This window comes from Paeniglutamicibacter sp., assembly GCF_046714615.1.
In the GTDB taxonomy this organism is placed as follows: Bacteria; Actinomycetota; Actinomycetes; order Actinomycetales; family Micrococcaceae; genus Paeniglutamicibacter.
In genome coordinates this window covers 22580-40267 of record NZ_JBKKAP010000087.1, presented here as the reverse complement: position 1 = coordinate 40267, position 17688 = coordinate 22580, and the positions used below count along the sequence as shown (strand labels likewise).

The 17688-nt window shown below is 67.0% G+C and carries 18 protein-coding genes; 5 read left to right on the top strand and 13 right to left on the bottom strand.

The genetic code is table 11. From position 1 onward, the window contains the following. From mmsB to ACLQ7E_RS10910, 10 genes are all read right to left on the bottom strand, one after another. On the bottom strand, positions 1–900 hold a 900-nt coding region (mmsB, locus tag ACLQ7E_RS10955), incomplete at its 3' end, for a 3-hydroxyisobutyrate dehydrogenase (protein WP_411732608.1). 74 nt (positions 901–974) lie between these two features. Next, positions 975–2039: an enoyl-CoA hydratase/isomerase family protein gene (locus ACLQ7E_RS10950; RefSeq protein ID WP_411732607.1), complete on the bottom strand. Its 1065-nt coding sequence runs from the start codon at positions 2037–2039 to the stop codon at positions 975–977. 2 nt (positions 2040–2041) lie between these two features. Continuing rightward, positions 2042–3178 carry an acyl-CoA dehydrogenase family protein gene (locus ACLQ7E_RS10945; protein WP_411732606.1) on the bottom strand — a complete coding sequence of 379 codons (1137 nt, stop codon included), beginning with the start codon at positions 3176–3178 and terminating at the stop codon, positions 2042–2044. A 71-nt stretch (positions 3179–3249) separates the two neighbouring features. Continuing rightward, complete coding sequence (locus ACLQ7E_RS10940) at positions 3250–4182, bottom strand: cytochrome b/b6 domain-containing protein (RefSeq protein ID WP_411732605.1); 933 nt, start codon at positions 4180–4182, stop codon at positions 3250–3252. Positions 4183–4226: 44 nt separating this feature from the next. Beyond that, a complete protein-coding gene (locus ACLQ7E_RS10935; protein WP_411732604.1) occupies positions 4227–5195 on the bottom strand; it encodes an electron transfer flavoprotein subunit alpha/FixB family protein in 969 nt (322 codons plus the stop codon). A 14-nt stretch (positions 5196–5209) separates the two neighbouring features. Beyond that, the gene (locus ACLQ7E_RS10930) at positions 5210–5974 is read right to left on the bottom strand and encodes an electron transfer flavoprotein subunit beta/FixA family protein (RefSeq protein WP_411732603.1); all 765 of its coding nucleotides are present in this window, start codon (positions 5972–5974) and stop codon (positions 5210–5212) included. A 217-nt stretch (positions 5975–6191) separates the two neighbouring features. Beyond that, complete coding sequence (gene idi / locus ACLQ7E_RS10925; RefSeq protein WP_411732602.1) at positions 6192–6722, bottom strand: isopentenyl-diphosphate Delta-isomerase; 531 nt, start codon at positions 6720–6722, stop codon at positions 6192–6194. A gap of 184 nt (positions 6723–6906) precedes the next feature. Then, complete coding sequence (locus ACLQ7E_RS10920; RefSeq protein ID WP_411732601.1) at positions 6907–8433, bottom strand: APC family permease; 1527 nt, start codon at positions 8431–8433, stop codon at positions 6907–6909. Between the two features lie 82 nt (positions 8434–8515). Beyond that, positions 8516–9394 carry a universal stress protein gene (locus ACLQ7E_RS10915; protein WP_411732600.1) on the bottom strand — a complete coding sequence of 293 codons (879 nt, stop codon included), beginning with the start codon at positions 9392–9394 and terminating at the stop codon, positions 8516–8518. Between the two features lie 5 nt (positions 9395–9399). After that, positions 9400–10824 (bottom strand): flavin monoamine oxidase family protein, encoded by a 1425-nt coding sequence (locus ACLQ7E_RS10910; protein ID WP_411732599.1) that lies wholly within the window; start codon positions 10822–10824, stop codon positions 9400–9402. 108 nt (positions 10825–10932) lie between these two features. On the opposite strand from ACLQ7E_RS10910, the gene ACLQ7E_RS10905 reads away from it, so the two are divergent. Both ACLQ7E_RS10905 and ACLQ7E_RS10900 read left to right on the top strand, forming a co-directional pair. Next, complete coding sequence (locus ACLQ7E_RS10905; protein ID WP_411732598.1) at positions 10933–11607, top strand: TetR/AcrR family transcriptional regulator; 675 nt, start codon at positions 10933–10935, stop codon at positions 11605–11607. A 55-nt stretch (positions 11608–11662) separates the two neighbouring features. Continuing rightward, positions 11663–11902 (top strand): hypothetical protein, encoded by a 240-nt coding sequence (locus ACLQ7E_RS10900; RefSeq protein ID WP_411732597.1) that lies wholly within the window; start codon positions 11663–11665, stop codon positions 11900–11902. 93 nt (positions 11903–11995) lie between these two features. On the opposite strand, the gene ACLQ7E_RS10895 is transcribed toward ACLQ7E_RS10900, so the two are convergent. From ACLQ7E_RS10895 to ACLQ7E_RS10885, 3 genes are all read right to left on the bottom strand, one after another. Continuing rightward, positions 11996–12358, bottom strand: a complete 363-nt coding sequence (locus ACLQ7E_RS10895) for a hypothetical protein (RefSeq protein WP_264270168.1) — start codon at positions 12356–12358, stop codon at positions 11996–11998. A 203-nt stretch (positions 12359–12561) separates the two neighbouring features. Continuing rightward, positions 12562–13062: a DUF456 domain-containing protein gene (locus tag ACLQ7E_RS10890; RefSeq protein ID WP_411732596.1), complete on the bottom strand. Its 501-nt coding sequence runs from the start codon at positions 13060–13062 to the stop codon at positions 12562–12564. 66 nt (positions 13063–13128) lie between these two features. Next, complete coding sequence (locus ACLQ7E_RS10885) at positions 13129–13317, bottom strand: hypothetical protein (RefSeq protein ID WP_411732595.1); 189 nt, start codon at positions 13315–13317, stop codon at positions 13129–13131. Between the two features lie 205 nt (positions 13318–13522). On the opposite strand from ACLQ7E_RS10885, the gene ACLQ7E_RS10880 reads away from it, so the two are divergent. From ACLQ7E_RS10880 to ACLQ7E_RS10870, 3 genes are read left to right on the top strand one after another with little or no spacing between them, the layout of a single operon-like run. Next, on the top strand, positions 13523–14281 hold the full coding sequence (locus ACLQ7E_RS10880; RefSeq protein ID WP_411732594.1) for a LamB/YcsF family protein: 759 nt from the start codon (positions 13523–13525) through the stop codon (positions 14279–14281). After that, positions 14278–15933: a 5-oxoprolinase/urea amidolyase family protein gene (locus ACLQ7E_RS10875; protein WP_411732593.1), complete on the top strand. Its 1656-nt coding sequence runs from the start codon at positions 14278–14280 to the stop codon at positions 15931–15933. Before ACLQ7E_RS10880 ends, ACLQ7E_RS10875 begins: the two co-directional genes overlap by 4 nt. Beyond that, on the top strand, positions 15930–17672 hold the full coding sequence (locus ACLQ7E_RS10870; RefSeq protein ID WP_411732592.1) for an acetyl/propionyl/methylcrotonyl-CoA carboxylase subunit alpha: 1743 nt from the start codon (positions 15930–15932) through the stop codon (positions 17670–17672). Before ACLQ7E_RS10875 ends, ACLQ7E_RS10870 begins: the two co-directional genes overlap by 4 nt. Positions 17673–17688 lie beyond the last annotated feature (16 nt).

Below are 17688 nucleotides of genomic sequence, written 5' to 3'. Positions count from 1 at the left end.
CTCCACACTCGAGTTGGCCCGGATTTCGTTGATGATGCCGGAGAAGTCCCGGCCCGCACCCTCGCCCTCGGCGAATTGCCGGTAGATCTCTTCGGCCAGGGAGCCGAGCCGGGCCTGGACACCGGTTGATTCGAGGGCCTGGACGGCCAGGCCGAGGTCCTTGGCCATCAGGGCCCCGGCGAAGCCAGGCTGGTAGTCGCGGTTCGCGGGGCTGGTCGGAACCGGTCCGGGGACCGGGCAGTTGGTGGTCAGGGCCCAGCATCGGCCGGAGGCAGCCGAGGCGACGTCGAACAGGGCTTGGTTGGACAGGCCCAGCTTCTCGCCTAGAACGAAGGCCTCTGAAACGGCGATCATGGAAATGCCCAAGATCATGTTATTGCAGACCTTCGCGGCCTGGCCGGCTCCCGTTCCGCCGCAGTGCACGATCCGCTTGCCCATGGCGGCCAGGATCGGCTCAGCCTCCGCGAAGTCTTCCGCGCTGCCCCCGGCCATGAAGGTCAGCGTGCCGTTCTCGGCCCCGCCCACACCGCCCGAGACGGGGGCGTCCAGGCTCCGGTGCCCGGCCGCGGCGGCCAGTTCGTGAGCGGTCCGCGCGTCCTCGACCGCGATCGTGGAGCATTCCAGGAAGAGCGTTCCCGGACCGGCAACGGCCAGCAGCCCGTTCCCGCCCTGGTAGGCGCCGAGCACATGGCGTCCCGCCGGAAGCATGGTGATGACGACGTCGGCGCCGGCCGCGGCCGTGGCGGCGGACTCCGCCACCTCGATGCCCTGCGCGCGGGCCTGGTCCAGCGCCTCAGGCGCCAGGTCGAACCCGGACACGCGATGGCCGGCCTTGACCAGGTTCGCCGCCATCGGGCCGCCCATGTGGCCTAGGCCGATGAAAGCTATCTTCTTACCCATCGAAACTCCTTCTCCTTGCGCAATGGTGCTGTGCAGTTATGGTGCACAGTTGTGGCTCGTGTGGTGCGTGGCGTTCAGGGGGTCGTACCGGAAACCGCCGTGGCCAGGCGCAGTTCGCGCGGCCCCAAGCCGCTGAAGTAACTGGCTACGTCGGCAGCCGATACAGCATCCAGCGTGGCCGGCGACCACTGCGGACGCCGGTCCTTGCCGATCACCTGTGACCTGATCCCCTCGGCCAGGTCGGGTCCGGCGAGGCAGCGCAGTGATACCCTGTATTCCTGCTCCAGGGTTTCCGCCAGGCTGCCCGAGGTCCGGGCGCGGCGCAACGATTCCAGCGTCAGCTTCAGCGCCGTGGGCGACTTCGCCAGGATGGACTCCGCGGCAGCCTGCGCGGCGGGCACTTTCGAGGCGTGCAGCGCGTCGAGGATCTCCTCGATCGTGTCGAAGGCGTAGCACCCGTCGATCCAGTCACGGTCCCCGGCCAGGGCCGCCGGTGGGAAGTAATCCCGGGCGAAAGACCTGACGGCTTCCGCGGCATTCTCCCAGGCCAAGGCCTCCATCAGCGAGGGAAGCGCGCTGCTGTCCACGAAATGGTCGGCAAGGCCCAGGGCGATGGCATCGGACCCGGATACTGTGCCGGCGGTAAGCGCTACATGCGTGCCCAGTTCACCCGGTGCCCGTGAGAGCAGGTGGGTGCCGCCGACGTCGGGGACGAAGCCGATGGAAGTTTCCGGCATGCCGACCTTGGTACGCTCCGTCACCACGCGCAGCGAGCCGTGGGCCGAGACCCCGACGCCGCCGCCGAGCACCAGCCCGTCCATGACGGCGATGTAGGGTTTCGGGTAGTGCGCGATTCGGGCGTTGAGCCGGTACTCGTCGGCCCAGAAGCGTTCGGTCTCGGTCCCGTGGTTCACCGCGTCGCGGTGGATCGCCACGATGTCACCGCCAGCGCACAGCCCGCGCTCCCCGGCGCCGGTCAGCATGACCGTGTCGACGCTGTCGTCGTGTTCCCAGTCCTCCAGCGCCGCGGCGATCCGGGTGACCATGGCGTGGGTCAGTGCGTTGATGGCCTTGGGCCGGTTCAGGATGATGTGTCCCAGGTGGCCGTCCCGGCGCAGCAGAATGTCGTCGTTGTCCATGCCTAGGCCTCCGCCACGATGCGGCCGACGATCAGGCGCATGATCTCGTTGCTGCCTTCCAGGATCTGGTGCACCCGCAGGTCACGCACGATCTTCTCGATCCCGTATTCGGAGAGGTAGCCGTAGCCGCCGTGCAGCTGGAGTGCAGTGTTGGCCGCCGAGAATCCGGCGTCGGTGGCCACGCGCTTGGCCATGGCGCACAGGCGCACGGTGTCAGGGGTCCCTCTTTCCAGTGCGTCGGCGGCCCGCCAGATCATGGTCCGCGCCGTTTCCAGTTCGGTCTCCATGTCCGCGATCTCGAAGAGCAGCGCCTGGTGGCCGATCAGCGGCTTGCCGAAGGCCTCGCGTTCCTTCAGATAGGCAATGGACTTCTCCAGCGCCGCCTGGCCGCCACCGACCGAGCAGGCGCCGATGTTCACGCGGCCGCCGTTCAACCCCTTCATGGCGATCCCGAACCCGGTCCCCTCCTCACCCAGGCGGTTGCCCACGGGAATCCTGACGTTCTCCATGACCACCTGGCGGGTGGGTTGGGCGTTCCAGCCCATCTTCGCCTCCAGCGCCCCGAAGGACAGCCCCGGGGTCCCGTCCGGCACAATGAACGCTGTGATTCCGGCGCTGCCGGTGTCCGCGGTCCGCGCCATGACCAGGTACACGCCCGAGGACCCGGCACCGGAGATGAATTGCTTGGTCCCGTTGAGCACGTAGGAATCGCCGTCGAGCACCGCGCGGGTGCTCAGCGCCGCCGCGTCGGAGCCGACACCGGGCTCGGTGAGGCAATAGCTGCCCAGCATGTCCATGGTGCACAGCTGCGGAACCCAGGCCGCACGCTGCCCGTCGTCGCCGAACTTGTCGATCATCCAGGCCACCATGTTGTGGATGGAGATGTAGGCGGCAATGGTCGGGTCGGCCTTGGCCAGCTCCTCGAAGATCAGTGCGGCGTCCAGCCGGCTCATGCCCGAGCCCCCGAAGTCCTCCCGCACGTAGATCCCGCCCATGCCCAGCTGCCCGGCCGCGGCCAGGACGTCGACGGGGAAGTGGTGGTCCCGGTCCCAGTCCGCCGCATGCGGGGCAATCTGCTCGGTGGCGAAGTCCCCCACCATCTCGATGATGGCTTTCTGGTCCTCGGTGAGTTCAAACATGCTCGGCTCCTTGGTCGGCGCGGTGGGCGGATGTCGGGATCACGGTCGGGAGATTCCGACCCGGGGGTCGGCTATTTGCCGACCTTGCCGGTCAACGAGGCCAGCGGGCGCAGGAAGACCGGCTGGGCCAGGAACCAAACGCCCACGATCACCACGATGGACACGGTGAAGATGATCAGCCCGGCGACCCCGGCCGAGTCGTTGGCCGCGTACATGTGGTTGAGGTTGCGCAGCACCCCGGTGGCCAGCACCAGGGCCACGTGCACCACGGTGAAGGCGACGAAGTAGATCATGACCGGGAAGTGCAGCGCCCGGGCCAGTTCCATGGGGTAGGCCTTGTTGAGCGCGGCGGACTTCTTGGGCCAGGCGCCCGACATGCGCAGGCCGGTGATGATCGCCAGCGGTGCGGCAATGAAGACGGTCACGAAGTAGGCGAGCACTTGAAGGGCGTTGTAGTTGACCCAGCCGGTTTCGGTCGGCCAGTTCAGCGAGAGGTACTGGAGCCCGGCGGACAGGGCGTTGGGGATGATGTCCCAGCTGGTGGGCACGATACGCGCCCATTGGCCGGTGGCAAGGAGCACGATGACGAAGATGATCCCGTTGAGCACCCACAGGGCATCGAGGCAGAGGTGGAACCAGAGGTCCAGGCTGATCCGGGCGGGAGCGCCCTTGGTGCGGATCAGGCCCTTGTTGTTGCGCACCCAATGTGCGGCCGGGCGGGTATTGGTGCGAACCTGCCAGCCGGTGCGCACGATCAGCACCAGGAAGAAGACGTTGAGGAAGTGCTGCCAGCCCAGCCAGGCGGGGAATCCGACAGGGGTGCCCGCGGGCAACTCCGAATGCCCGGTGTAGGTCCCCATCCAGGTCTTGACGCCCTCAAGGGTCACCAGCCAGCGGGCGATGAAGACGGCGATGAGCAGCAGGATGATCAGCGATCCTGCAATGATGCCGGCGCGCACCCACTTGTTGGCTGCCTGCTTCTTGGGGGTGGACCGAGCGGTCATCTCTTGTTCCTCGTGTTCGTGGTTGGTATGTGCCTGGGGGTGGTTCAGGAGCGGGACTTGAGCAGTTCAACCACCTGCGGGACCACCGTGAACACATCACCTACGATACCCAAGTCGGCGATCTCAAAGATCGGTGCGTCCTCGTCCCTGTTGATCGCCACGATGGTCTTGGCCGTCTGCATGCCGGCGCGGTGCTGGATGGCTCCGGAGATGCCCAGTGCGAGATAGAGCTGCGGGGAAACGCTCACGCCCGTCTGTCCGACCTGGGCTCTCTGGGCGATGTATCCGGCGTCGACCGCCGCGCGGGAGGCACCGACCGCCCCGCCGAGGGCGTCGGCGAGCTGTTCGACCAGCACGAAATTCTCGGCCGATCCCAGTCCGCGGCCGCCGGAGACCACGGTGGCGGCCCCCCGAAGTTCGGGACGGGACGAGACCTCCGGAACGTCGGCGTGGGAGGTGATGCTCGCCGTGCGGGCGCTGCCCGGCTCGAGCTTCACCGCGTTGACCTCCGGCGTGGCGGGAGCGGCCTGCTCGTCAATGGCACCCGAGCGCAGGGTGATGATGGGCAGGGAGTCGGGCACCGCCGCGTGGACGGTGTAGCTGCCGCCAAAGACGGAGTGTTCGGTGACGATCCCGGACTCGCCCCGGGTGGCGTCCACGACGTCGGCCAGCAGTCCCCCGCCGGTGCGCACTGCAAGGCGTGCTGCGGCTTCGCGGCCATCGACCGAGGCCGCTACGAGCACGGCCGCCGGGTCATGGGTCGCCACCGCATCGGCAAGCGCGTCCACCAGCGGCGTGAGCAGTGTGGTGTTCGCGTCGGCCATCTCCACGGCGTGGATCTTCACGGCGCCGAGCTCGCCGAGCCTGGCCACGGTCTCGGGAGGCAGCGCGGCGGCGGAAACGGTGACGGCGACCGCGGTGCCAAGCCGGGCGGCGACGGCAAGCAGGCCGCGCGCCGATGCGGTGGCGTGTCCGGTGTGGGTCAGTTCAATGAGGGCAAGGATGCTTGGCATGGTGTGAACCTTCGCTAGATCAGGCGCCGGGCGGCGAGGAAGTCGACAAGTTCGGCTGCGGCATTCCCGTCATCGACGATCTTGCGGCCGGCGGTGCGGGCGGGACTCTGCGCAAGATCCAGCACGGTGCTGCGCACCTCGGCGGAGATTCCGAGCTCGGAGGCGGAGATCGTTGCCACCGGCTTGCGCTTGGCGCCCATGATGCCCTTGAAGTTGGGGAAGCGGGCCTCCTCGAAGCGTTCGGTGACGGTGAGGACGGCGGGGTAGGACGCGGTGACGTCCTGGGTGCCGACCTCGGAGAGCCGCACCCCGGTGACTGCGTCGCTGCCGATTTCGGCGGACACCAGGGAACCGAGCAGCGGCAGGCCCAGGTGTTCGGCGATCATCGCCGGGATCATTCCCGCCCGGCCGTCGGTGGACTCGTTGCCGGCGATCACGAGGTCCGCCCCGGTCTCGCGCAGCGCCGCCGCCAGTGCCGCGGCGGTAAGGACCATGTCGGCCCCGGCCAGCGAGTCGTCCAGGACGTGGATGCCGGAATCGGCTCCCATGGACAGCGCCTTGCGGATGGCCTTGGAAGCCTCGGCCGGACCCATCGTGGCGACCACTACCTCGGTGGATTTGTCCCTGTCCTTGAGCGTGAGGGCCAGTTCCAGGGCGCGCTCGGTGATTTCGTCAATGACCGGGTCGGTGGCCTCGCGGTCGACCCTCCCGGTGTCCGGGGACAACCTGCGTTCCTCCGCGGTGTCCGGAACCTGCTTGATCAAAACCACGATCTTCATCCGAGTTCTCCTTGTGATGCTGGGCTTTGCACTCATCCGCGAGACTACTAGGAAGCACCGAAATTTACTAGGTCTTCCTACTAAATTGTGCCCGTGCACCGCACCAACAGGAACCGGCTTTTGATGCATTCATGTGCCGCGCTTGCCCAAGGTCCACCGGGTAAGACGAAGCCTTCCCCGCCCGGTGGGCAGGGAAGGCCTCGGTGAGCAGGCAGTTTTACGGCCGGGGCTTGTCCAGCGAGCCCTGGGCGATTTGCTCGAGCAACCACGGGGAGAAGGCGAAGGGGGCTGCCTTCGCCGCCGCCAACAGGTCGACTGGGGCAACCCACGCGTATTCGGCAACCTCGTCCGAATTGGGTGCGAGGTCCCCGGAGATCCGTGCGGCGAAGACCGGGCAGACCTCGTTCTCCACGATGCCCGAGGCGTCGACTGCGCGGTAGGCAAAGTCCGGAAGCAACGGACGGATCCCACCGATGGTTGTGCCCAGTTCCTGCCCCGCCCGGCGGACCATGGCGTGCTCGAAGGATTCGTCCGCACCGGGGTGCCCGCAAAACGAGTTGGTCCACACTCCGGGCCAGGTCTTCTTGCCCAGGGCGCGCCGGGTCATCAGGATCTGCCCCTCGGCGTTATAGAGGTAGCAAGAGAAGGCCAGGTGCAGGGGCGTCGACTCCGTGTGCACCCTCGCCTTGGACTCGGTTCCAATGCGGGTGCCGTCGGGGGCCAACAGCACCACAAGTTCCTCGCTCATGACTCTCTTTCATCAAAGGGGCGGTTTCGCGGCGGAAAATTCCTTGCCGCCGCACCCAATTCTCCCATGCCGTTGGGAGTCGGGCGCAGGGATTCCCTGGGGGCTTTACGAAGGCAGCTGCCCGCCGGCGACGTCAAGTCGCGATCCGCCAGGCAGCTGCATCGATCGTCCAAAAGATCCCGGGTTATTTCAGGCGCTTGAGCGTTTCACCCTTGAAGAATCCGGGGCTGCGCACGCGCATGTAAAACATGATTGCCACGCCCAGCAACAGCACCCCGACGCCCAGGACGAACACCATGCCCAAGCCACCGATGTTGGAGCCCGAGCCGTAGTCAGGGTCCATCGAATCGCGTGCGGTGCTCACGAACATCACCAGCAGGATCACCCCTCCCAGCAGCGGGGCCAGGAACCTGAAGAAGACATTGCGCAGCGAGTCGAAGGCCTCGCGGCGAAAGTACCAGACGCAGGCCAGCGCGGTGACGCCGTAGTAGAAGCAGATCATCAGGCCAAGGGCGGTTATGGTGTCCCACAGGGCGTTTTCACTGAGCAGGCGGGTGATGACGTAGAAGCCGGCGGACGCCGCACCGGCGGTGATGGTCGCCACCGACGGGGACATGAAGCGCGGGGAGATCCTTCCGAACGTCTCCGGCAGTGCCTTGTAGTAGCCCATGGCCAGCAGCGTGCGGGCAGGGGACACCAGGGTCGATTGCAGCGAAGCGGCCGAGGAGGACAGGATGGCCAGGGACATCAAGATCGCAAACGGGCCCATGACGGGTCCGGCCAGGACGGCGAAGATTGATTCCTGGTTCTCCGGGTTGCCGGCGCCGAGCCCGGTTTCACCGACCCCCGCATAGGCAATCACGGCCAACGAGATGGCCATGTAGATGCCCATGATGATCAGCACCGTGAGCATTGCCGCCCGTCCCGGCACCTTGGCGGGATTCGTGGTCTCCTCGTTCATGGTCAGGGTGACGTCCCAGCCCCAGAAAATGAAGATCGACAGGGAGACGCCGGCGGCGAAGGCGCCAAAGGAATGAACCGCCATGGGGTTGAACCAGTCAAGGGAGACGGGCGTCGGGTCGAAGGCCGTGCCGTTCCTTACGTGGCTGAAGGCGGCGATCGCGAACCAGGCCAGGACGATGAGCTGGAAGGCGACCAGCCAGTATTGGAAGGTCTTGGTGGTTTGCATGCCGCGGTAGGAAATCCAGCACGCGGCGGCGATGAACACCAGAGTCGTGGGGATGTTGACCCACAGGTTCTTGGTCAGCTCGGCGATGGCGCTGTTGCCGGTGAGCTGGGCAAGCAGGATGTAGAAGAAGTCCACCGCTACCGCCGCCAGGTTGGAGAGCACGATGATGGTGGCGGCGACCAGGCCCCAGCCACCCATCCAGCCAATCCAGGGCCCGAACGCGCGGGTCGCCCAGGTGAACGAGGTGCCAGAGTCGGGCATGGCGCTGTTGAGCTCGCGGTAGCCAAGGGCCACCAGGAGCATAGGCAGGAACCCGGCGATAAAGATTGCCGGGAGTTGGGTGCCCACCTCGGCGACCGTGGGGCCGAGCGCCGCGGTCAGCGTGTAGGCCGGGGCAATGGACGAAATGCCGATGACGACGGCGCCCAGCACACCGACGGTGCCCTTGGACAGGCCCTTGTTGCCCAGGCCGGAGGCGGCATCTTGCGCGGGGCGGATTTCGGTCGTTGTTTCACGACTCATGATTGGTTTCCTTCATCCAGGCGGCGCGGCACCCGCCCCCAGGGACAGGGGGAAGTGTCGCACCATCATGCGGTGATTGGTGCTAGGACTGTGCCGGCCCCGTTTTAAAGTTCTTGGGAACCACCACCAGCGGAACCGGCAGGGTCCGCAACATGCGTTGTGCAGTGGTACCAAGGAAGAGTCGGCGCTTGCGCGCCAGGCGGCTCGAGCCGACGACGGCAATTTCCCCGTCTTCCCAGTCCAGCTCGGCAATGGCATCGTCGATTCCGGTGCCGGAGGCAATGGAGATTTCGGCTTCGACGCCCAGTTCCGTCACGATCTCGCCGACGCTTGCCTGGGCCCGGGCGATGGACTCGTCCAGCTCCGCGGCGCTTGCGTCGAGGTCGTCCTGGGCCACGAGGGACACCACACGAAGCGGCAGGCCCTGGTGGCGCGCTGCGGCCGCGGCCGCCTGCACCACTCCCCTGGCTCCGGGGCGGGTGCCCACAAAGGCGGTGACCCGCCCCAGCGCGCCATTGGCCTTCTCCAACGAGGCGACGGCCTCGGGGGATCCCATGGCCACGGGAACCGGCGAGGCATGCAGCAGCGCGCTGGCCACCGACCCCGGGGCAAAGAATCCGGCCCTGTGTCGCTTGCGGCCGCCCAGCACGATGGCCCGGGCTCCGGTTTCCTTGGCCACTGCCATCAGGCCCTGGGCAGGGGACGGGACCGCGCGGGCAATCACCCGTGCGCTGATCCCGGGCGGCACCAGGGCAAGCGCCTCCTTCGCCCACAGGTCGACCTTCTCGGCCAGGATGGAGCAATACCCGTGGTCGCCGCCCGGGTATACCGCGGAGAACGGGGTGCTTTCGGGCAGGACGATGGCAAGGTCGAGGTGGGCAGTGGGACCGCCCAGCGCGGCGGCCAGGGCAATCGCCTCCGCGCCGCGGGCGTCCGCGGTGTATCCAACAAGTAGGCGCATGGTGCTTAGGCGTCCAATGCCGCGAGGGTGCCGAACTTGGAGATGACACCGTCGTAGTTCCGGTCGTACTGCGTCCCGTCCATTGCGGCGACGATGCGGGCGGCGGTCCGCCGACCCATGCGCACCGCGCCGTCGACGTGCTGGTAGCCCTCGCCGGCCAGGTCCGAGGAGGAGAAGTAGATCGGGCCGACGTTCTTGTTCTGGTCCGGTCCGAAGCGGAACAGGCCGCCCAGGTCGTAGCTGGTGGCGTACGCCCCGCGGGTCCATTCCTCGGCGGCGAAATCGGAAACGTAGAAAACCTCGGGAGCCAGCGCCTTGTCCCCCAGGTATTCGGCGATCCCCTTGAGGATGGTTTCCTTGCGTTCGGCCTCGTCCAGTTCAAACATGGCGTCGGCCTGGGTGTCGGAGATGAACCCGACCAGGGTGCCGGTGGATTCCCCGTGGTAGGTGTTGTCGTAGACCTCCTGGACGATGGAGGACGGGCCGAAGCAGGTGCCCGAGAGCCCCTCCTCGCGCCAGAACGGCGTCTCGTACACGGCGTGCACCTTGATGACCAGGCCCATGGACTGGTGCTGGTGTGTCACGTGCTGGCGGCGCGGCAACGGCGGGTTGTAGGAAATGCGCGAGTACAGGTTCGGCGGAACGGCGATGATGACCTTCTTCGCGTTGACGCTCACGTCCGCGCCGTAGGCCGTCACGCCCGAATCGGACCAGTCGAGCTTCAGCACCGGGTTGTTCAGGAAGACGTCGTCGCCCAGGCGTTCGGCCACGGCGATCGAGACGCCCTGCATGGTGCCGACGATGCGGCGGTCCAGGATGAAGTCCTCGTCGACGAGGTTGGAAAAGGATCCGGCGGAGGAGGACATCAGCAAGGCCTGCAGCGCGGAGAAGGTGTGGGCGGGCTTGGTGAGCATGCCGCCGGCGATGAACAGCCCGACGTTGTTGCAGGCGACCTCGTCGCCGGAAATGGTGCGCAACCAGTGGTGGAAGGAGATCTTGTCCAGCTCCTCGGCCTGCGGGTGTTCCCACGGGGCATCCGGGTCCACCTCGGCGGTGAGGCGATCCATTTCCGAAATGAGCTTGTTCATTTCGGCCACGGTGGATTCGGCCACCGGGAAGTCCTCTCCGATGTAGACGGTGCGGGTGCCGTCCTCGGCCAAATAGATGGAGGCGCCGTCCTTGTGGCGTTCGAACGTCTCGATGCCCAGTTCCTCGATCAGCGAGTACAGGCCCGTCTGGTCCGGCGAGATCCACTGGCCACCGATCTCGATGGTGGCGCCATCCATGTCCTGGCTCCAGGTGCGGCCGCCAACGCGGTCGCGTGCCTCCAGCACTGCCACCGTCTTGCCCGCCTTGCGCAGTTCGTAGGCTGCGGTCAGGCCGGAGGGGCCCGCTCCAATGATGACGACGTCGCGATCCAGGGTTGTCATGGCTTCCACTTCTTTCGGTTTTAAATGAATGGCATTCATTTACTAGACTGGTTCAATGGTAGGCCATGTTGTGCAGTATTGTGAAGTAGGCCACGTCAGGAGCGGACTTTGAAGCAGGAACCAGCAACTCCCCCGGGGGCGCCACGCCGCCGCGCCGGCCGTCCCCGCTCCGTGGTGCTGGATCGGGACCTCATTGCCCGGGCGGCCCTGAAGCTCGTTGTGGCAGGGGGCTATTCCACCCTGACCATGTCCTCGGTGGCCAAGTCGCTGGGCGTCTCGCCGTCAGCCTTGTACAACCACGTGGAATCCAAGCAGGAACTCATGCAGTGGATCCAGGAAATCGTGATGGACGGGGTCGATTCCTCGGTCTTTGAAACACTGCCACTGGACGAGGCCCTGGCGGAATGGGCAGTGACCTACCGGGACATCTTCACCGGACACGCACCACTGATTCCGTTGATCGCGGTCCTGCCGGTCTCCGGCTCCCCGCGCACGCAGGAAATGTACGAAAAGGTCGCCGCGGGCTTCAGCCGCTCCGGCTGGAATCAGGCCGAAATAGTCCCGGCCATCGTGGCGCTCGAATCATTCATTTTCGGGTCGGCACTCGATGCCACCGCGCCCCTGGACATCTTCGATCCGGGCGAAAACGCCGGAAGGATGCCCAGTTTCGAGGGTGCCCTGGCGGCCCAGAGGGCCACCGGGGAACACAGCGCCGACGCGGCGTTCCACCTCGGACTGCGCGCCATCATCGCCGGGCTGGTCGCAAAGGCCGGGAAGCGCTGAAGCGCTGAAGCCGAGGATTTCGGGACCCTGGAAGCATCCGCAAGGGCCTGGCGGGATGAGCGAAACCCCCAGCAGCACCAAGAACCCGGTCCTTCGATTCTTCGCGCGGCTCTCGACCAAGAACTGGATCGCCATCCTCGGCGCGGTCCTCGCGGTCATCTTCATCCTGCAAAACCGCCAGCGGGTCCGCATCGAGTTCTTGTTCCTCGACCTGAACGCCCCGCTGTGGATCTCCCTTGGCGCGGTGCTGCTCATTGGCTGGCTCGTGGGACGCTTCTCGTTCCGCAAGCGCTGAGACCATGGGCCCCGCAGAGCACAAAAACGCCCCGCCGGAACACCCAAGTCGGGTGCGGCCCGACGAGGCGGCAATGGAAAAGTGGAGCGGTCCCTAGAGCGAAGTGCCCATGACCTGCATGAGCATTTCGGGATCGCCGTAGTTGTAGACGACCCAGCTCATTCCGCCGATGAAGGCGAGGGAGGCGACGCCCCAAGCGGCCGAGAGCTTGGCCATGAAGCGGATTTCCGAACGGCTGACGGGCAGGCGGTCTGCCGAGTAGTCGCCGGCGACCTTGCTGAAGCGCTCGGCCGGGGTGATCGCGGCCATGGCATTGAGGCTCACCAGGAAGTTCGAGGCCGTGTCGATGCTGCCATCGATCAGGCGGGCGCGGGTCAGGTTGTTCCTGCGGTCCTGGGTCATTTCAGCAATGTTGGACCCGTGGCGGGCCAACAGGATGTCTTCGCCAAGTGGCATTGTTCGATGCGCCAACCGCATTGCCTACCCCTTTAAAATCGTCCAGCGGGGAAGCCGACACCCGCAATCATCTCAATCGTTACAACATTGAGATTACGTCCGATTTATTGGCGAAGGCACTAATTAGCACTTTCGGTTGGCAAGCTCACAGGGGTCTGTGGCCTGGACCGCCACTTTCCCGTGGCGCCGCCCACATCCTTGCCTCAGCGCGTGGTGAAGTGCACGATCACGCCGATCATCCACACCGACGAAGCCATGGCGGCGCAGCCGAATTCGACCAGGACACCGACCCCCATGGCCTTGAGTGCGGAACCCGAGGCGCGCAGTGCGGCCGGGAAATCCTTGCGCCGGAAGTACTCCCCCAGCACCAACCCCACGGCGAAGCCGATGAACAGTCCGAGAACGGGGATCAGGAACATGCCCACGACCGCCAGCGCGATGGCCAAGGCGATGGAACCGCGCGGGATCTTCTGCTGCTGCAGGTTCCTGCCGGTCAGCACCGTCGAGGCGCTCCAGCCGGCCAGCGCAAGGGCCATGCTGATTCCTGCGCACCACCAGGCGGCCGGGCCGCCCAGGATCCAGCCCCAGGCCAGCAGCGTGCCGATGGCGAGCAGGCTGCCGGGCAGCACGGGGACGATGGTTCCCACGACGGCGACGGCCAGCAGCAGTCCGGCAACAACAGTGGTGATGATTTGAATATCCACGAGTGCAAGTCTGACAGCCGTTCGGCCCCGCGCGGCAGGGCGCGCCGAGCCTCGGTGCGAGACGGATCAGTCGTCGACGATGGCCCAGCTGCCGGCGGGTTTGTATTCGCTGTCGAAGACGTCTTCCCCGGCGCCGGGTTCCATGGGGTAGTTCTTGAGGTTTCCGGCCCAGTAGCGCAGCGCCCGTCCGAGCTCGGCCTCTGGGTCCAGCTTGATTGCCTCGGTGTTCATGTCGACTTCAAAAATGAATCTCATGTCCCACTTCCCCTGGTCTGTGCGACGCCACCTTGCGGCGTCACGCCCTGTGTTTTCCCATCCTAGGCTCGCTGCGATCCGATGTGCCATGGCGGATCGCGCGGCCGGGAATCGGCGTGCGGGGAAACTTGTGACGAAAGATTGTTGAACAATCTGCGTTCTTAGTGCATTCTTAAGGGACCACAACACGAGACGGGGGTCACAAATGCCATACATCGACCTGAATTCCGACGTCGGGGAATCCTTCGGCAACTGGGTGATGGGCGACGACGCCGCAATCTTCACCTCCGTATCCTCGGCAAATGTTGCCTGCGGATTCCATGCGGGGGACCCCAGCGTCATTGCCCAGACCTGCCGCGACGCGGTCGCCGCAAACGTCACCATCGGTGCCCACGTGGGCTACAGGGACCTGGCCGGCTTTGGCCGCCGCTTCCTGGACTGCTCCCCCACCGAGCTGGCCGACGACGTGCTCTACCAGCTCGGCGCCCTCGAGGCCCTGGCCCGCGCTGCAGGCTCCGGCATCAAATACGTCAAGCCGCACGGCGCCCTCTACAACACCATCGTGCACCACGAGGCCCACGCCCAAGCCGTCATCGACGCCATCCGCGCCTTCGGCTCGGACCTGCCGGTGCTGCTGCTGCCCGGCTCCGTGGCCCTGGCCAAGGCCGAGGCCGCGGGCCTCCGCCCGGTCGCCGAGGCCTTCGCCGATCGAAACTACAACCCCGACGGCACCCTGGTCTCCCGCCGCGAGGCCCACGCCGTGCTCCACGACCCCGCCCAGGTCACCGCCAACATGATCCGCCTGGCCACCGAGGGCACCATCGTTGCCGTCGACGGCTCGCACATCCCCATGAACGCCGAGAGCATCTGCGTGCACGGTGACACCGCCGGTGCCGTCGCCATGGCCGCGGCGGTGCGTGCCGGACTGGAAACCGCCGGCGTGTCCATCAAGAGCTTCGCATGAGCGTGACAGCGACGCGCTTTGCCGGAACCCGGTCGGTGCTCGTCGAACTCTCCGACCTCGACTCCGTCCTGGCCCTCGGCGCCCTGCTGGAGGCCTCGCCGCTGCCCGGGCAGCTTGATGTGCTGGCAGCTGCCTCCACCATCTTCATCAAGGCCGATTCCTGGGCCAGCGCCCGCAAGATCGCCGCTGCCATTCCCGCCCTCGAACTGGGCACGGCACCGGAGAACACCGGCTCCCTGGTCACCGTCGATGTGCACTACGACGGCGAGGACCTGGCGGAGGTCGCCAAGCTCACCGGCCTGAGCATCGAGTCGGTCATCAACGCCCACACCGCGCAAACATGGCGTGCGGCCTTTGGCGGCTTCGCCCCCGGCTTTGCCTACCTGCTCGGTGAGAACCGCATCCTGAACGTGCCGCGCCGCGACACCCCGCGCAAGGTCGTGCCCTCGGGCGCCGTAGCCCTGGCCGGGGACTACTCGGCCGTCTATCCGCGCCAATCCCCCGGCGGCTGGCAGCTGATCGGGCACACCGACGCGGTGCTCTGGGACCTTGACCGGGAGAACCCCGCGCTCATCCGCCCGCAGGACCACGTGCAGTTCACCGCCTCGCGCACCTCACTTAAGCTCAGCTCCCACACCGCCGCCGCACCCGCGCACCGGGCACCCAAGGCGGCGGCCGGGCACCTGGAAATCCTGGATCCCGGGCTGCAATCCCTCATTCAGGACCTGGGCCGCCCGGGCCTGGGCAACCTCGGGGTCTCCGCCGCCGGGGCCGCCGACACCTCTTCCGCCCGGGCCGCCAACCGCCTGGTGGGAAACGCAGCGGATGCCGCGGTCATCGAAAACCTCCTGGGATCCCTGATCCTTCGCGCCCGCGGCGATGTGGTCCTGGCCGTCACCGGGGCAGACGCAGAGCTGCTGATCACCCCCGTGGAGGAGGACGACTTCCACGAGGAGGAGAGGACGGCGGAGATGAACGCACCCTTCGCCCTGCTCGACGGCGAAACCCTCACTCTGCTCCCGTCCGGTTCCGGGCTGCGCAGCTACCTGGGTGTGCGTGGCGGCATCGATGTCGCCCCCGTGCTCGGCTCGCGCTCCACCGATTCCATGTCCGGGATCGGCCCGGCCCCGCTCGCCCCCGGCACCCGGCTGCCCGTGGGCACCGTCACCGGATCCCACGTGGTCGGAAACCCGGAGCCCTCCACGCTGCCGGTTCCCGACGAACACGGTATCTACACGCTGCGCATCAGCAAAGGCCCCCGCGATGACTGGTTCGGTCCCGCCGGGCTTCAGCGCCTGGTCGGCCAAACATGGAGCGTCTCGGCCGAGTCCAACCGCGTCGGCGTCCGCCTGGCGGCGCCCGAGGGCTCTTCCGCCCTGGAACGGGTCCGCACCGGGGAACTGGCTTCCGAGGGAGTGGCCGTCGGCGCCCTGCAGGTGCCGCCCTCCGGGTTGCCCGTGCTCTTCCTGGCCGACCACCCGGTCACCGGCGGCTACCCGGTCATTGCCGGGGTCATTGCCGAGGACCTGCCCGCCGCGGCCCAGCTGCCCCCGGGTTCGCACCTCCGCTTTGAACTAGTTGACCCGCTCACCCACAACCCACATGCGCCCCGGGCCGCCGGCGCCTCCAGCCACGAAGGAAGAACCCCATGAAGAAAGTCCTGATCGCCAACCGCGGGGAAATCGCCGTCCGCATCGCCCGCGCCTGCGCGGATGCCTCGTACGTGTCCGTGGCCGTGTACTCCGACCCGGACGCCGACTCGCTGCACGTGCGGCGCGCCGACGAGGCGTGGGCCTTGAACGGTTCCAGCGGGGCCGAGACCTACCTGGACATGGGTAAGATCCTCGACATCGCCGCCCGCTCAGGCGCCGATGCAGTGCACCCCGGCTACGGCTTCCTCTCCGAAAACGCCGACTTCGCCCAGGCCGTCATGGACGCGGGGCTCACCTGGATCGGCCCTTCCCCCGAGGCCATCCGCGCGCTGGGAAACAAGGTCACCGCCCGCGAAATCGCCGTGCGTGCCGGCGCCCCGCTGGTGCCGGGCACCGACGGGCCGGTGGAATCGGGCGCCGAGGTGCGCGCCTTCGCCGAGGAGTTCGGGCTTCCGGTGGCCATCAAGGCCGCCTTCGGCGGCGGCGGGCGCGGCATCAAGGTCGTGCGCACCTTCGAGGAAATCGACGACGCCTTCGAATCGGCGGTGCGCGAGGCCACCGTGGCCTTCGGCCGCGGCGAATGCTTCGTTGAACGCTTCCTGGAGCGGCCGCGCCACGTCGAGGCCCAGGTCCTGGCCGACACGCACGGCAACGTCGTGGTGGTCGGCACCCGCGACTGCTCGCTGCAGCGCCGGAACCAGAAGCTCGTCGAGGAGGCCCCGGCACCGTTCCTGAGCGATGGGCAGCGCGCCTCCATCCACGCCTCGGCCAAGGCCATCTGCCGCGAGGCCGGCTACCACGGCGCCGGAACCGTCGAATACCTGGTCGCACCCGACGGGCTGATCTCCTTCCTTGAGGTCAACACCCGCCTGCAGGTCGAGCACCCCATCACCGAGGAAACCACCGGCGTGGACCTGGTGGCCGAACAGTTCCGGATCGCCGCCGGGGAGGCCATCAGCCTCACCGAGGACCCCACGCCCACCGGCCACTCCTTCGAGTTCCGGCTCAACGCCGAGGACCCTGCCCGCGGCTTCCTGCCCGGCCCCGGCCGCATCACCGCCTTCGAGGCCCCGACAGGCTCGGGCGTGCGCGTGGACTCCGGGGTGCGCACCAACTCGGTGATCCCCTCGCACTACGACTCGCTCATGGCCAAGCTGATCGTCACCGGCGCCACCCGCGCCCAGGCACTGCGCCGTGCCAAGGTGGCGCTGGACGAAATGGTGATCGCCGGGGTGCCGTCAGTGCTGCCGTTCCACCGCGCGGTGGTGCGCAACGCCGACTTCACCAACAACGAGCGCTACGGGGTCTACACCACCTGGATCGAATCCGAGTTCGCCGAGGCGCTGGCGTCCAGCCCGGAGATCGCCGCGGCCGAGCCGAACGCCGGGCGCGAGACCCTGACGATCGAGGTCGACGGCAAGGCCATGGACATCGGCCTGCCGACATCCCTGGTCGACGCCATCCGCCACGGCGGAAACGGCGTGGCCAGGGACGTTGCGGCCGAAAACGTGGCGTCTGCCGCGGACGCCGCTTCGCTGCTGGCGCCGATGAACGGAAACCTGGTCAAGTGGGTGCTCGATGACGGTGCCTCCGTGGCCGAGGGCGACACCGTGGCGGTGCTGGAGGCCATGAAGATGGAATCGAACATCACCGCCCACCGTTCCGGGACGTTCTCCCGCGGCTCCCAGGAGCCGGGAACCGCCATCGGCCGCGGCGAGGCACTCGGGGCCATCGCTTAACGCTTGGGGCTGCCGG